The organism is Moritella sp. PE36 (genome assembly GCF_000170855.1).
Lineage (GTDB): Bacteria > Pseudomonadota > Gammaproteobacteria > Enterobacterales > Moritellaceae > Moritella.
This window is the reverse complement of sequence record NZ_ABCQ01000050.1, coordinates 1-15894: the sequence shown is the minus strand read 5'-3', so window position 1 is coordinate 15894 and position 15894 is coordinate 1. Positions and strand designations below refer to the sequence as shown.

Below are 15894 nucleotides of genomic sequence, written 5' to 3'. Positions count from 1 at the left end.
GCTAAGTATTAATTAAGTAGGATCTCTTTTACAAAGCGAGAACCGAAATAGGCTAAAGATAGTAATACAGAACCAAATAATGTACCAAAAGCAATTTTATTGCTACGCCAGCCTTGTTTAAAGTGACCCCAGAGTAACACAGAATAAAACAGCCAAGCTAAAATTGACAATACGGTTTTATGTACTTGCGAATGGGTGAATGAATTGTCAAAAAAGATAAAACTGGTGAGTATGGCAACGGATAGTAATGCTAAACCGACACTTAACAATCTCACTAGTTGCTTTTCTATGGTCATTAACGAGGGTAATGCGGGGTGCATCGCAATTGGACGTTTATGTTTAAGTTGATAGTCTAAGTAAGCCATTTGCAGCGCAAGTAAGCTGGCGACAATAAACGCAGCATAAGCAAATAAGATCACGATAATATGGACTACAAGCGGGATATTATCGCTTAAATGGGAAATGTAAGTGGTCGGTATTAGATAGCTTAGTGCAATGACAATTGCCGAAAAACCATAAACAATAGGTAATAAAGGTAATATTTTAAATTTATTAATCGACAGCGTCATGATTATTGAGATCAGTAAGCTGATCAGAGTGGCCACATTAATAATGCTTAGATTAATGCCTGCTGCCGTTACAATATCAAAGCCCATCCAAAATAAATGACAAAGTGTCGCTCCCGCCCCTAAGATGAAGATAGTACGTATACTCGGCTGCTGCGTGACCGTTAAGGCTTTAATGCAATAATAAGTCGCAGCTATATAGAAAATAATAGCGCCGAGAGCAAACAGTTCCATAGGGCTCACTTTAATGTTGATTTATATGTAATTATGCGGTCCAGTATACGCTTGCTCTACCTATAGAGCTATATTCAAATGCATTATTTGGAAAGGAAAATATTATTTTTTTATAAAACAATACCTAGCAACACCTTGAGAGTGTGATTTTTGCCCTCAAATAAGGTTATAATCACAAGTAATTATTGAATTTAATCTACTTTAAAACGGATAACGTCATGTTTGAGAATTTAACCGATCGCTTATCGGCTACGCTGAAAAACGTCAGCGGCCGTGGTCGTTTGACTGAAGATAACGTCAAAGACACACTACGTGAAGTACGCATGGCGTTACTCGAAGCGGATGTTGCTTTACCTGTCGTACGCGAATTTATTAAAAATGTGAAAGAAAATGCCCTAGGCCAAGATGTTTCTAAGAGTCTGAACCCAGGTCAAGCCTTCATTAAGATTGTCCAAGCTGAGCTTGAGTCGGCAATGGGTAATGCTAACGAAACATTAAATCTTGCTGCGCAACCGCCTGCCGTATTAATGATGGCAGGTTTACAAGGTGCGGGTAAAACTACTACGGTAGCGAAATTATCACTGTTCTTAAAAGAACGTGAGAAAAAATCAGTATTGGTGGTGAGTACGGATGTTTACCGTCCTGCGGCAATCAAACAGTTAGAAACATTAGCTGCAGAAGTTGATGTTGAATTCTTCCCTAGTAATATCGAGCAAAAGCCAGTTGATATTGCCAATGCGGCAATCGAATACGCACGTAAGTCATTTATTGATGTGGTGATTGTCGATACTGCGGGTCGTTTACATGTTGATACTGACATGATGCAGGAAATTCAAGATTTACATGCTGCGATTAATCCCGTCGAAACACTGTTTGTTGTGGATGCAATGACAGGTCAAGATGCGGCAAATACAGCAGCAGCATTTAATGAGACGTTACCATTAACTGGTATCATCTTAACCAAAGCCGATGGTGATGCACGTGGTGGTGCGGCATTATCTATTCGCCATATCACCGGTAAGCCAATTAAGTTTATCGGTATGGGCGAAAAAATTGATGCGTTAGAACCTTTCCATCCCGAACGTATCGCATCTCGTATTTTGGGCATGGGTGATGTGCTATCACTTATCGAAGAAGTCGAACGTAACGTAGATAAAGACAAAGCTGCAAAACTGGCGAAAAAAGTTCAGAAAGGTCAAGGTTTTGATTTAGAAGATTTCCGTGACCAGCTTGTGCAAATGAAAAGCATGGGTGGCATGATGAGCATGATGGATAAGTTACCTGGCATGAGCCAGGTTCCTGATGCTGTTAAAGACCAAATGGATGATAAATTAACGAACCGTATGGAAGCGATCATTAATTCAATGACACCCGCAGAGCGTAAACGTCCAGATATCATCAAAGGCTCTCGTAAGCGTCGTATTGCGACGGGTTCTGGTACCCAGATCCAAGATGTGAATAAACTACTTAAACAGTTTACGCAAATGCAAAAGATGATGAAAAAAATGTCGGGTAAAGGCGGCATGAAGAAAATGATGGGTAAAATGAAAGGTATGATGCCACCAGGGATGGGCGGCGGCATGGGTATGGGTGGTAAAGGACCATTTGGTTAATTAACACCGTGGTTTAATCCCTTCCTTATATATGTATTTTATGCAAAGCCTTGCTAATAGTAGCAGGGCTTTTTTGTTTCTGCTGATGCTTGTTAATCTGCTCCGGATAGGCGTAATAGCAATATAATGATTGTTTCTAGTATAAATAGCGTTAACTAAAGTGGTAGTGACACACAATAAGGTTGCTTTTAATTAAAATAAGAGTAAAATTGCGCGACTTCGAATCGTCTCATTCGTGAGTACTATTTGAACACTATGGGGTCTTGTCAGTGCAAGGCCGGAATACACACTTAATTTATAAAGAGGACGATATGGTAACTATTCGTTTATCTCGTGGTGGTTCTAAGAAATCACCGTTCTACACAGTTGTTGTTACAGACAGCCGTAACGCTCGTGATGGTAAATTCATCGAGAAGCTAGGTTTCTTTAACCCAATGGCTGCTGGTCAAGAAGAACGTGTTCGTCTTGACAACGTGAAAATTGAAGCTTGGGTTGCTAAAGGCGCTACAGTTTCAAACACAGTTGCTAAGTTAATCAAAGACGCTGCTAAAGCTGCTTAATTATCTTAAGGTAAGGAGATCTTGTGAGTTCAACTGACAAACCTATGGTAGTTGGTCGTCTTGGTGCTGTTTACGGCATTAAAGGCTGGATGAAAATCAACTCCTTTACCGATATTCCTGAAGGGATCTTTAACTATTCTCCTTGGCTCATCGAGCAAAAGGGTGAGTGGGTTGAAGTGGCGCTTGAAGATTTCAAACGTCATGGCAAAGGTTTAATTGCTAAGTTAGCTGGTATTGATATTCGTGAAGAAGCGCAGTCCCTTACGGGTGCTGAAATTGCTATTAACGCAGATCAACTTCCTGCATTAGAAGATGAGTTTTACTGGCGTGATCTGATTGGCTGCTCTGTTGAGACAGACAAGGGTTATACGTTAGGCAAAGTCACTGATATGATGGAAACCGGTTCTAACGACGTATTAGTAATTAAAGCCAATGCAACAGATGCTTTCGGAAAAAAAGAGCGGTTAGTTCCGTATCTTGATGGGCAAGTAATTATCAGTGTTGATATTACCGCTCAAAAAATTATTGTTAATTGGGACCCGAGTTTTTAAGACTCGTTGTCAGCGGAGGCTAGTATGTGGTTAGGGGTTATAAGCCTTTTTCCAGAGATGTTTAATGCCATCACTGAACAAGGAGTTATCGGTCGAGCAATAAAACGCGATCTGTTAAAGTTCCAAACTTGGAACCCAAGAGATTTTGCCCACGATAAACATAAGACGGTCGATGATCGCCCTTATGGTGGTGGCCCTGGCATGTTGATGATGGTTCAACCATTACGAGATGCTATCCATGCAGCAAAACAGGCAGCAGGTGGTGAGGCGAAAGTTATTTATCTTTCACCGCAAGGACGTAAATTGGATCAAGCTGGCGTACTGGACTTGGCAACAAATGAGAAGATGATTTTTATTTGTGGTCGTTATGAAGGTATCGATGAGCGTATCATCCAATCGGAAGTTGATGAAGAGTGGTCTATCGGTGACTTCGTGTTAACCGGTGGTGAACTTGCCGCAATGACGATAATTGATGCTGTTTCACGCATGATACCGGGTGTTTTAGGCACTCAGGCATCCGCGGAGCAAGATTCGTTTGCAGATGGTCTGTTAGATTGTCCGCATTATACGCGTCCGGAAGTGTTAGATGGGTTGGCTGTTCCTAAGGTTCTCCTTAGTGGCAATCATAGTAAAATTAGCCAATATAGACAGAAACAGTCTTTAGCTCGAACGTTAGAACGACGACCTGATTTATTAAGTAACCTAGCTCTGACTGATCTGCAAGAGAAAATTCTTGTTGAGATCGTTCGCGAAAGTCGCGAGTTAAAGTAGAGTTTTTCAGTTTATTCTAGGGTATAGAAAATGAGCAACATAATTGCACAGATCGAACAAGAGCAAATGAAAACAGATCTACCAACTTTTGGCCCTGGTGCTACTGTTGTAGTACAAGTAAAAGTTGTTGAAGGTGACAAATCACGTCTACAGGCTTTTGAAGGCGTAGTTATCGCTAAACGTAACCGTGGTCTGCACTCTGCATTCACTGTACGTAAAATCACTTCAAACGGTGAAGGTGTGGAACGTGTATTCCAAACACATTCTCCAGTGGTAGCAAGCATCACTGTTAAGCGTCACGGCGATGTTCGTCAAGCTAAGCTATACTACCTACGTGGTCTTACTGGTAAAGCTGCACGTATTAAAGAAAAATTGGGTAAACGTAAAAGTAAATAATCCATTTTTCATGCAGTTTAAGGTCCGTCTTCTGACGGGCCTTTTTTTTGCCTGCGATTTACAGTCACAGTATCAATGCCAGTATAAATCACCGTCTTAACGCATCTTCGTCAGTTATTGCTAACAGGCGTACCTAACACGAATACCTGTGTCTTAGGTAGCTCAAATATTGAAGTGTTTTTTGAGTAACTGATGGGTAAACGCCTTTTTGAGATAAAACCCACGTGGTCGCACCTGAATGATCTCGCCCTCGCTACCGTAGGCTTTAGTACGGATCTTATTATTGGCAGCCTTAGGGCGAAGCTGTAAGTATTTACCGTGATGCGCGGTGATCTGTTCTACCTGCCCCAGTGCTATCATATCCATTAATTCTTCCCAGTCTTGTTGTAATTGTGCGTTTTCAACTTCATCGGGTTGCCAGAGCAGTGGTGAACCGACAATACGTTCTGCCACCGGAATATCACGCTCACCAAGCACAGGTATCCACAATACTTGTTTCAATTTATTGGCGACGCTGCAGGTTTGCCAAGTAACACCATGGTTACCGGTTAAGGGCGCGACACAGACAAAGGTTGTTTCCAGTGGTTTACCTTGTGCGTTGATTGGGATGGTTTTTAATTCTACCCCTAATTCTGGAAAGTCCTGAATCGGTTTACTGCCCGCCGTCGCGCCAAGATGCAGTTCTAGCAGTTGTCCAATCCAACCTTTTTGTTTACGTAGATCATCAGGCACGCTGAGTTGGTGCAATGCGGCTATTTGCTGTAGGTTAAACCCGGCAATAGCTTGGGCGCGGAACATCAGCTCATTGATATCTTGGGGTTCATTTATAATTGCAGGCATTTAAAATAATTCTTATATCTTAAGGTTTCGTCTAGCAGAATAACATTTTTAAATCTAGCTGTTAACGGTCATTTTCCATACAAAGTGAGACTTTGCTCTCACTTTAATGTTACCGAGATGTTTTATGCTACGTGTTACATTTAAGCTATTGTTTTAATGAGTATTTATTGTTATAAAAAGAGCTTGTGGATAATTCCATCCTGGTTTTATTATGTTAAATGCTAATAATGTAAACTCCTCACAAGGTTATCCACAGAAACGGTGGATAACTTTCGATTCACAGCCATATATTGTTAATAAATATCGACAATAGCGATTAATAGTACTATTTAGCTCAGTTTTACTTACTTTTCCACAGTAGTTATGTGTATAACTGTAATTATTGTGGATGATCAGTGTAATTATTGAGGAATTGCTGTTTTATTGTGCAAGTCTCGAAGCATTAAAGGGAAGGTTAGCGGCTTTATAACAAGCGATTTATTATCGTAAGGTATAAAGGCCAAGGTGAAATACCTTGGCCTTTGAGGGATTATAGGAGATATTCAAAACTACCTATTTAGATAACCTTTTCACCATTTTCAATCACTGCTTTACGTACTTTTTTCGTAAACTCGATGGCTTCTGCAATGATGTCTTTTTCGTTAACTGTGAGCATGTTACGATCTTGCATGATCACTTTACCTGCCACGATAGAATGGCGTACATTGGCAGAGTTAGCTGAGTACACCAGTACTGAATACGGGTTGTACATTGGTACCATGTTTGGTGCTTTAGTATCAATAACGATAATATCAGCGAGTTTACCGACCTCTAAAGAACCGATTTTGTCTTCCATATGCAGCGCTCTTGCAGCACCCATGGTGGCCATGTCGATAACTTTAATCGGTGGCATTGCCCCACGATCATGGTTGACGAGTTTGTGAACTTTAGCTACTTGGTTGAATTCATCAATCGTACTGAGTGTATTACCCGACATTGGACCATCGGTACCTAAACCAATACGTACGCCTTCGTCATACATTTTAAGCGCTGGAGATACCCCTTTCGCAGATTTGATGTTAGCACTCATGTTATGGGCTACACCCGTACCGGCTTTTTTCACCAGTTGGATATCTGATTCGCTTACATTGATCATGTGCGCAGCAACTAAACGTTCGTCGAGTGAACCAATGCTATGCATGTATTCAACCGGTGATTTACCGTCAGAGCGCGCTGCAATCTTCTCGTTCTCACGCTCTGATTCTGCAAGGTGGATAAGTACCGGCACGTTATGCTGTTTTGCTAGTTTGGTGATCTGTTGCAGTACTTCAGTGGTATTGGTGTACGGTGCATGTGGCGCAAATGCAGGGGTAATACGGGGGTGATCTTTATATTCTTCGATAAAGTTAAGCGCGTACTGGATACCTTCTTGAGCATTCTGGGCATCGGCAACAGGGAATTTAATCACTGTTTCACCTAAGATTGCACGCATACCAATCTTATCCACGGTTTTTGCTACTTCATCTTCAAAGTAATACATGTCGCTGTAAGTTGTAACGCCACCTTTAACCATCTCGAGGTTACCCAGGTTAGCGCCAATGCGCACCATGTCACGGCTGACTAGTTTCTTCTCTAGTGGGAAGATATAACGGTGTAAACGTCCTGGAACATCGTCTGCTAATGAACGAAATACCGTCATTGATGCGTGAGTATGGGTATTGATTAACCCAGGCATCACGATGTCGCCATCCACATCCATGATTGTAGCTGCTTGGTATTGCTGTGCCAGTTTGGCATCACCAACTGCAATGATTTTGTTGCCTTTAATCACTACTGTACCGTTTTCGTAAATGGTTTTATCACTGTTCATTGTTAATACAGTTGCATCTGTGATCATCAAATCTACTTTTTCGACAGCATGAACAGACGTGGCGAAAATGATTGAAGCGGCAAGCAATGTTTTATTTAAAAATTTGTTACGAGCAAACATGTTTAAATCTCAATTTTATATGAATAGGACAGAAAACACTCTGGAAAGTCGAATTACACGATTTTCCAGAGCTTTATAAACGCATTAATCTACAATGGCAATCAAATAGCTAAATTAACCCCGTTAGTCGTAGTCGATCTTGATTTGTTTATTGTTAACAGTGCTTTTGTAGTGGTTATTTATAGTGTTGGTTGTTTTGTAGCATGATTAATTTTTGAGTAAATGACACCGGACGCAGGTTATTGCTCTGCTGGTTTGCTGTAAATGACCGGTATTTTGTCTTTGTAAATGGATCTTGAGTAAAACTGTGGGTGTAAATTTGCTGCTCATTGATTTATATGAAACAATCAAGTTAACTAAGTTCTACCCTTAAGGTGCTAATGTGATTGATAGCGATGGCTATCGTCTTAATGTAGGCATCCTAATTTGTAATCGTGATGGTCAAGTTTTATGGGCTAAACGTTGTGGGCAACATTCTTGGCAATTTCCGCAAGGTGGTGTAGATAATGGAGAGTCTGCAGAGCAAGCAATGTATCGAGAACTATATGAAGAAGTTGGGCTAAAAGCGAAACATGTTTCGATTCTGGCAACCTCTAAAACATGGTTGAAATATAAATTACCAAAACGATTAGTCAGATGGGATAGTAAACCGGTCTGCATTGGGCAAAAGCAAAAATGGTTTTTACTGCGTCTGGAAGCGGATGACAGTCAAATCGACTTTAAATGTACAGGACATCCTGAATTTGATGATTGGCGTTGGGTCAGTTATTGGTATCCAGTTCGTCAGGTTGTATCGTTTAAAAAAGACGTTTATCGTCGTGTAATGAAAGAGTTTGCACCCGTGGCATTACCCTTTTTACGCAAAGACATAAAACGTAAACGACGTTAATGCTAAATAATGCCTGCGTATTGAATTGTCTGTACGATCCAATACAAAGGCATTACTTATTCATGTTTCCACGCGATTATTTTATTCCGCTATTTTAGATACTCATTCTCTAGCTAATACTTTGGTTTTATTTACCTTATTTTACCGATTCGATGACGGCTGTTTCTTTGTTGTGGCTAGTATTTGGTGTAAGGTGTGATTTAACTTTATTGCCTTAGCGTAGGCAAGCACTTTCTTCTACTCAGGAACTTAATGATGTCGCAGACATATCTACAATATCCAGAAATTGATCCTATTGCGATCAGCCTCGGTCCTATTAATGTTTATTGGTATGGATTGATGTATTTACTTGGTTTTTTATTTGCTAATTGGATGGGTAATCGACAAGCAGCGAAACCGGGTAGTAGCTGGGATAAAGACGAAGTCGGTGATTTATTATTTTATGGTTTCCTTGGTGTGATCCTCGGCGGTCGTATCGGTTATGTACTGTTTTATAATTTTGGGTTATTCCTCGATGATCCAATGTATTTATTCCGCATCACTGACGGTGGCATGTCATTCCATGGTGGTCTGATTGGTGTTCTGTTAGCGTTTGCTTATTTTGGTCGTAAGACCCAGCGTTCATTTTTTGTTATCGCCGACTTTGTTGCGCCGATGGTGCCGTTTGGTTTAGCGGCAGGACGTATTGGTAACTTTATCAATGGCGAGCTATGGGGACGTGTGACGGATGTGCCTTGGGCGATGATTTTCCCCACTGGTGGCGATTTACCACGTCATCCAAGTCAGCTATATCAGTTTGCTATGGAAGGTGTATTACTGTTTATCATCTTACAAGTATTTGCCCGTAAACCGCGACCTGTTGGTGCTATCTCTGGCCTGTTCTTATTCGGTTACGGTATTTTCCGTTTTGTGGCAGAGTACTTCCGCCAACCAGATTCACAGTTAGGGCTGTATTTTGACATGATTAGTATGGGGCAAATTTTATCGACACCGATGATCTTCCTTGGTGCGTTAATTATGTTTATTGCTTATAAAAAACCGACACTGTTTACAGGCAAACAGAAAAAATAATTATTTACGCAGATAAACAATAAAAAGGGTGTTAACTAAATTAGTTAACACCCTTAATTATTTTTATATGTACGGATATATTTACACCGAAAATGGATATTTAATCGCATCATGATGCTGATAATCGGTTACTTCAAAATCATCCATTGTTACCCAAGTTTCTAAATCTTCGAGGGTTTTAATTTTCGGATTAATGTGCAGTTTTGGTAGCTGTAATGGTTCGCGCTTTAATTGGACGTCACGCATTAACTCAAGTTGATCTTCATAAATATGGGCGTTAACAATTTTGTGATAGGCCTGACCGGCTTTGTGACCGGTGATTTGCGCTACCAGCGCGAGTAATACATGTACTTGCACCATGTTAAAGTTTAGCCCAAGCGGCACGTCACACGAACGCTGGGTGCTGTTGAGGTATAAAGTATCACCTAACAGTGAAAAGTGATGGCTGTACATGCAAGGACGTAAACAGCCCAGTTCAAACGCCCCTGGGTTGAAGAAGGTTAAGATCTCGCCACGGTTATCAATCCCGTTGGATAGATCATCAATGATTTGACGTAATAGGTCGACGGTACCACCTTGTGGTTTTACCCAGTTACGCGCACATGCACCATACACATAACCCATGTCATCTTTACCTTTACGGTGTGGGTTTGCTAACCAAGCTGGGTTGTCATTGGCATTCGCATCCCAAGTTTTGGTGCCTAATGCCCGAAAATCTGCAGCGTTATCATAACCACGGATGTAACCAATGATCTCGGCAATCGCTGATTTCCAAAAACTTTTACGTGTGGTGACTAATGGGAATTCATTATTCGCCACATCATAAGTGAGATCAGCATTGATTACGGTTAAACAGCGTTTTCCGGTACGTTCATTCTCTACCCAAACACCTTCGCTCACTATTCTGTTACATAAATCAAGATACTGTTTCACTGTGTTAACCCTTCGATGTATAAATTGAAAATCGACGGATTTTGACATAAATAGGACATTTAATCAAAAATAAGAAGCTATCGCTGACAAGATATCAGCGATAGTGAAGGCGTGATTAATGATAATCAGGCATGTTCGAGTTGCGGTGCTTGTGCGTTAAAACGTTTTTTATTCTTATCCGTAAACTGGGTAAGGTCTAATACGATCAAACCATCGATGCAATGATTAAAATTCGGATCAATATTAAAATCAAATATCTGTACCCCGCCTGGTTTACATAACTTGGTGTATTGTTTAAACAAGGTTGGCACACTGAAGCCCATATGATTAAGCTGCGCCTTTAAAATCGCCATACCTTCTTCTGCGTCAGAGTCAGCAAATAAATCCGTTAGACGTAAGCTGGCTTCTTCTGATAAACGAAATGGCATACTAGCACTGGCAATGTTGTTCGAATTACCGTAGAAGTGCTGATAGTAATATACCAATAACTCTTTTGCTGGCTGAGAATAGCTGTTGCTGATACTGACTGTACCAAATAAATAACGGCAATTACTGTGCTGAATAATGTATTCCATGATCCCCTGCCACAAGTATTCTAGACTGCGCGTTCCCCAATATTTTGGTTGAATAAAGCTACGACCGAGTTCAATTCCAGCTGCCAGATAAGGAGTCATTGCTGCGTGATAGTCAAACAGGGTAGCGCTGTAGAGCTGCTGCCGTACATTAACGAAATCAACTTTATTGGTTTCTAGTAAACGATAAGCACCGATTAACTCAAGTTCTTTATCATCCCACAGTAGGATATGCACATAAGAGTTGTCGTAGATATCCACATCACGGCGCTCGCCAGTACCTTCGCCAACCAATCGGAATGACTCTTCTCGTAAACGACCAATTTCGCGCATGATCGTGGAGGTTGCTTGATGGCGGTAGCAATATATTTGTTTACCATCACGGGTTTCACTGATTTTCTGGCAAGCGTGTATTTCACTGCGTAATAATGCTTTATTTTCAGGGTGAGCAATGGCCGACTGGGTACTGAAAATGGACGGTTTGTCTTTGGTTAAGCGGTATAAATGTTTGCGAAACAATGCTGTTTTGGTATTAATGGGTAAATCTAATGATTGATAGGTTTGATAATTAATCTGTTCGCCAATACGGATTGAGACGCAGTTGTGTGCGTGTTTAAACATCTCACGGATCAACCACAAGGTCGATATCGGTTTCGATAACATGGACAAGGTATAAAAAAACAATGAATTTTTAGCATTGATATAAATGGGGATGATCGGGGCTTGGACGCTACTGGCAATGCGTAAAAAACCATTACGCCATTTACCGTCTTTAACGCCCTGTGGGCTGATGCGTGAGACCTCGCCCGCAGGAAACATAATAATCACACCTTCATCTTTGAGGTGGTCTTTTATTGCTTGTAAGCGTCCGCTGGCCGTACCGCCATTCATATTATCAACCGGTAATAAATAATCTCTCACGGGCTTGATGATCATGAGCATGTCATTGGCAACGACCTTTACGTCTGGACGGACTTTACTGACCATTTTCAGTAGCGCCATGCCATCAAGCGTTCCAATGGGGTGATTGGCGATGATCACTGCTTTACCTGTTGCAGGAATACGTTCTATCTCATTGGGACGTACTGAATAGCTAAAGCTAAAATGTTCGAATATTTGTTCGATAAACTCGATACCCGTGAGATGAGCATAGGTTTCACCAAATTGACGTAATTCGCGTTCATGGAACAGCAGTCTGAGTGTTGCCAGCATAGGTTTGGCAATGAGACGGGTACTTTTTTTTTGCAAAAAGTCCGGATAACGTTGGTTTATTTCCGCTTCTATGTTGAGCATAATCTTCATCCTTTAGATTATTGTTGGTTGCTATCATAGAAGCTTGATGTGACGTTTTTAGTGGTTTTATATGGCAATTGAGTGACGGTTTGGGGTTGGATATGTGAGCCAGTGCCATATTTTATCGCAGATCCACTGACTGTCATCTAAGGGTAAGTCGTGGCCTGCGGTTGGGTGATAATGGATTGGACAATGCCATTGCGTGGCGATGGCAGTGCTGCAACGCACATCAACGAGTTGATCATGGGTGCTTGCCAGTAATAAAATATGTTCAATTGGTGCAGCTGAAGGTGGGCTAAAACGACTGGCAGCATACAGTTGGCGCAAGGCGTTTTGACGGCTTACCGGTTGTTGCTCTGCATACTCACTCCAGCGTTGTGCTAATGCTTGATGACTGTGAAAGTGGCTGTGTTGGGTGTGACTGGTCATGTTTAAAATGAGTTGTTCTTGTCGCAAAGACGCACTGCATAATATACGGATGATAGTTGTTAGTTTACTGGGTTTTAAACGCTGATAAATAGGACTGAATTTTTTGAAACTGGTATTAATAAACACCATGGCATCAATTTCATTAGGGTAAAGGGTTGCCCATTCGGTCGCTATCATGCCACCCATTGAAATACCTAGTAGGTGAATAGGGTAGCTGATATCTGGATTCTGCTGTCTAAATGCTTGCCTGAATTGCAGGGTTATATCGGTGATCGAGGTTGGCGTAAATTGTTCCCATGCAGTGCCTGTACCCGCAATGTCGCCACAAAATACTTGGCAATTAAGTCGTTGTGCGAGTTTAACGGGAAAGTCTTCCCAGTGCAGCTGTTGACGGCATAACCCTCGTATTAATAACCAGGTCGGTGTCGGTTTGTTATCCGTTGATGACGCTATCAAACTATTCTGTATACCAGAGCGAGGTTGCATCGGCATGGTTACGTTCCTTGTTTAGTTGCGGGAGCCAGTGCGTATAAGAGCCAGTGACCTTGATTAAAAACTCCATCAGTACATGGTGCTGTCGTAATACCCGCTTAATACGGTGCGGTTGAATAGGGTGGAAAATACCTGTGGATTGAAATATTTGCAGTGGGTTTTTTTTGATCCACGTCCATGAGCCCATTTCTAATGTGAGAGGCAGAAAGGTGGTATTGAGTGTCAGCGATTGGTCGTATAAGTAGTCCCACAGATCGCCATGGGTCATGTAATTACGTGCTTGCGGCTCAAATACATAATCTTGGTGTGGGTAGGTTTCAATAAGCATTTTTCGCAGTTTAAATATTTCTGCAAGGTGCGGGATCGGCTGTTTTGATTTGGCGTAAGGGAACCAGATCTGGTTATTAAAACCAAAACCGGAATGACAATCTAACGCAATGCTAAAGGGTGCCGTTAATAATTGTTGCCTGATATGCTCCACCAATACCCGTGATTCTGGTTGCATTGCTTGGCCTTTTTTACCGCGATACCAAGGCAGTATATTACTAATGCGTTGACCGCCAACCAGCCAAGGTACACGACCCACAGCATCTACCGGCGCATTACGCATTAAATCGACGCCATTACCATTGGCGCGACTATTATTAAGCATCCCAATCGGGTTCATCAGTGGCAGGAATAGCAGTTTTACGTGACTGAGTTCTTGATGCAGTGATTGGTCCCACTTCAATCGCCGAATGAGGCTCTCAAACAACGCTAAGATAACTTGTGTACCAATACGTTCGACACCATGTATACCACCAACAAAGGCGATCACCGGTGCATTGGGCGCTTGTGAACCCATACTCACGGAATACACAGGGTAGCTGGCGTTGTTAGTTGATACATGGGTTAACACTTGGCTATGCAGGTGTTTACCGCCTAGTGCTATCAGCGTCTCTAACTGATCTAGTTCGGGTAACGATGGCTGTTGTTGGATCTTTAAGGGCATTAATAATTACCTAAATAGGATGATAAAAATAATTAATGCATACCAATATAGCGAAATTGAAAAATTTAAAGGTTAAATCTTTGTGAATTTTCTATACTAGATCTATGTGATTGATGCTTTTGATTATTTTTCCAATGAAAACGCCCAATAACAAGCAAGGAGGCTGATTTGTATAAATCTTTAACGCAATTCTTACGCACTGAATCATCTGGCGGTGTATTACTTATCATCGCCGCAGTATTAGCGATGGTGGTGGCTAATTCCCCTTTTTCTGAACTGTATTTGAATTTTTTACACACTGAAATCCAAATACGTGTGGCCGATATTGATATCAATAAATCATTCAGTCATTGGATTAATGATGGCTTGATGGCGGTGTTTTTCTTATTGATTGGTCTAGAAGTAAAACAAGAACTGGTGGAAGGGGCACTAGCGAGTCGTAAAAAATCCCTGTTTCCTATTATTGCTGCTGCTGGTGGTATGCTCGCACCCGCACTGGTGTATTTGAGTTTTAATAGTGCTGATCCCGAAGCTGTTAAAGGTTGGGCTATCCCTGCTGCCACCGATATTGCATTTGCATTAGGGGTGTTGTCGTTATTGGGGAAACGGGTGCCAGTTAACTTGAAAATATTCTTATTAGCGCTGGCTATCATGGATGATTTAGGCGTGATCATCATTATTGCCTTGTTTTACACTGTGGATATGTCGGTATTATCACTGAGTTTAGCGTGCGCCTGTATTAGTATATTATGGCTTTTACACCGTAACAATATCATGACTTTAACGCCCTATTTAATAATCGGCTGGTTACTGTGGGTCGCGGTATTGAAATCGGGTGTACATGCGACTTTGGCTGGCGTGGTGATTGGTTTTGCTATTCCTCTGTACCGTAAAGATGATAAAAATGATGTCGAGAACCCGCATTCACCAGCGAAAACGTTGGCGCACTGGTTACACCCTTGGACTAAATATTTAATTTTACCGCTGTTTGCATTTGCCAATGCCGGGGTATCGTTAACCAATATTCAATTCACGGATATGACGTCAGCACTGCCTATTGGTGTGGCGCTGGGACTCTTCATTGGTAAACCTTTGGGTATTTTTAGTATCAGTTGGTTTGCAGTGAGGTTCAAAATTGCGACGTTACCGGAGGGCGTTAACTTTAAACAGGTTTTCGCGGTATCCGTGTTGTGCGGTATTGGTTTTACGATGTCGATGTTTATTACATCATTAGCGTTTACTGACCCGGTGATGGCGGATCTGGCGCGTTTAGGAATATTGTTGGGTTCGACGTTGGCGGCTGTATTTGGTTATTATTTACTTGCTTGTGCGACCACAACTGAAAAAAAGATAGAGATTGAAGAGGAAGCGCCTGGATAGGAAAGAAGTCTATCAGGTTAATACGACATGTTATTTTTTAGATATAAAAAAACCAGCCGAAGCTGGTTTTTTCATTATCGTATTAAAGCAATAATTAAATTGCTTTGATCTTAGCGCAAAGACGGCTCTTAATACGAGCAGCTTTGTTTGCGTGGATCAGGCCTTTACAAGCCATACGATCAAGAATCGGTTGTGCAGTAATAAATGCAGCAGTCGCTTCTTCTTTGTTACCAGCAGCGATAGCTACGATAATTTTCTTAGTTAGTGTACGCATCATAGAACGACGTGAAGTGTTGTGCTTACGGCGTTTTTCAGATTGGATTGCGCGTTTTTTAGCAGACTTG

At 41.4% G+C, this 15894-nt stretch carries 16 protein-coding genes; 8 read left to right on the top strand and 8 right to left on the bottom strand.

The window, feature by feature from the left end; genetic code table 11:
• Positions 1–8 precede the first annotated feature (8 nt).
• Positions 9–800 (bottom strand): inner membrane protein YpjD, encoded by a 792-nt coding sequence (locus PE36_RS19260; RefSeq protein WP_006033750.1) that lies wholly within the window; start codon positions 798–800, stop codon positions 9–11.
• A gap of 218 nt (positions 801–1018) precedes the next feature.
• On the opposite strand from PE36_RS19260, the gene ffh reads away from it, so the two are divergent.
• The 5 genes from ffh to rplS all read left to right on the top strand — a co-directional run bounded on the left by ffh (position 1019) and on the right by rplS (position 4691).
• Positions 1019–2413, top strand: coding sequence for a signal recognition particle protein (gene ffh, locus PE36_RS19255; RefSeq protein WP_006033749.1), 1395 nt, complete (start codon positions 1019–1021; stop codon positions 2411–2413).
• A gap of 311 nt (positions 2414–2724) precedes the next feature.
• Entirely contained in the window at positions 2725–2973 is a 249-nt protein-coding gene (gene rpsP, locus PE36_RS19250; RefSeq protein ID WP_006033748.1) for a 30S ribosomal protein S16, read from the top strand.
• A gap of 23 nt (positions 2974–2996) precedes the next feature.
• On the top strand, positions 2997–3524 hold the full coding sequence (gene rimM, locus PE36_RS19245; protein WP_083798029.1) for a ribosome maturation factor RimM: 528 nt from the start codon (positions 2997–2999) through the stop codon (positions 3522–3524).
• Between the two features lie 24 nt (positions 3525–3548).
• Positions 3549–4295: a tRNA (guanosine(37)-N1)-methyltransferase TrmD gene (gene trmD, locus PE36_RS19240; protein WP_043994854.1), complete on the top strand. Its 747-nt coding sequence runs from the start codon at positions 3549–3551 to the stop codon at positions 4293–4295.
• Between the two features lie 30 nt (positions 4296–4325).
• Positions 4326–4691, top strand: a complete 366-nt coding sequence (gene rplS / locus PE36_RS19235) for a 50S ribosomal protein L19 (protein ID WP_006033745.1) — start codon at positions 4326–4328, stop codon at positions 4689–4691.
• Between the two features lie 162 nt (positions 4692–4853).
• Here rplS and mutH read toward each other — a convergent pair whose 3' ends face one another.
• Entirely contained in the window at positions 4854–5531 is a 678-nt protein-coding gene (gene mutH / locus PE36_RS19230; protein WP_006033744.1) for a DNA mismatch repair endonuclease MutH, read from the bottom strand.
• A 556-nt stretch (positions 5532–6087) separates the two neighbouring features.
• Positions 6088–7500 (bottom strand): amidohydrolase, encoded by a 1413-nt coding sequence (locus PE36_RS19225; RefSeq protein ID WP_006033743.1) that lies wholly within the window; start codon positions 7498–7500, stop codon positions 6088–6090.
• A 382-nt stretch (positions 7501–7882) separates the two neighbouring features.
• Between PE36_RS19225 and rppH the strand changes: the two genes are divergently transcribed.
• Together rppH and lgt are read left to right on the top strand one after the other, a co-directional pair.
• Positions 7883–8389 carry an RNA pyrophosphohydrolase gene (gene rppH / locus PE36_RS19220; RefSeq protein WP_006033742.1) on the top strand — a complete coding sequence of 169 codons (507 nt, stop codon included), beginning with the start codon at positions 7883–7885 and terminating at the stop codon, positions 8387–8389.
• Between the two features lie 255 nt (positions 8390–8644).
• Positions 8645–9460: a prolipoprotein diacylglyceryl transferase gene (lgt, locus tag PE36_RS19215; RefSeq protein ID WP_043994848.1), complete on the top strand. Its 816-nt coding sequence runs from the start codon at positions 8645–8647 to the stop codon at positions 9458–9460.
• Positions 9461–9541: 81 nt separating this feature from the next.
• Here the strand turns inward: lgt and PE36_RS19210 are convergent, their stop codons facing one another.
• The 4 genes from PE36_RS19210 to PE36_RS19195 form a co-directional block, all read right to left on the bottom strand.
• Positions 9542–10393 carry a thymidylate synthase gene (locus tag PE36_RS19210; RefSeq protein WP_006033740.1) on the bottom strand — a complete coding sequence of 284 codons (852 nt, stop codon included), beginning with the start codon at positions 10391–10393 and terminating at the stop codon, positions 9542–9544.
• A gap of 125 nt (positions 10394–10518) precedes the next feature.
• Complete coding sequence (locus tag PE36_RS19205) at positions 10519–12258, bottom strand: GNAT family N-acyltransferase (RefSeq protein WP_043994847.1); 1740 nt, start codon at positions 12256–12258, stop codon at positions 10519–10521.
• A 66-nt stretch (positions 12259–12324) separates the two neighbouring features.
• Positions 12325–13179 carry an alpha/beta fold hydrolase gene (locus PE36_RS19200; protein ID WP_043994846.1) on the bottom strand — a complete coding sequence of 285 codons (855 nt, stop codon included), beginning with the start codon at positions 13177–13179 and terminating at the stop codon, positions 12325–12327.
• A complete protein-coding gene (locus PE36_RS19195; protein ID WP_006033737.1) occupies positions 13145–14170 on the bottom strand; it encodes a M14 family zinc carboxypeptidase in 1026 nt (341 codons plus the stop codon). The genes PE36_RS19200 and PE36_RS19195 overlap by 35 nt, the downstream gene beginning before the upstream one ends.
• Positions 14171–14338: 168 nt before the next feature.
• On the opposite strand from PE36_RS19195, the gene nhaA reads away from it, so the two are divergent.
• Positions 14339–15550, top strand: a complete 1212-nt coding sequence (nhaA, locus tag PE36_RS19190) for a Na+/H+ antiporter NhaA (protein ID WP_006033736.1) — start codon at positions 14339–14341, stop codon at positions 15548–15550.
• A gap of 94 nt (positions 15551–15644) precedes the next feature.
• Here nhaA and rpsT read toward each other — a convergent pair.
• Positions 15645–15894, bottom strand: a 250-nt coding sequence (rpsT, locus tag PE36_RS19185; RefSeq protein WP_006033735.1) for a 30S ribosomal protein S20, incomplete at its 5' end; no start/stop codon positions are given.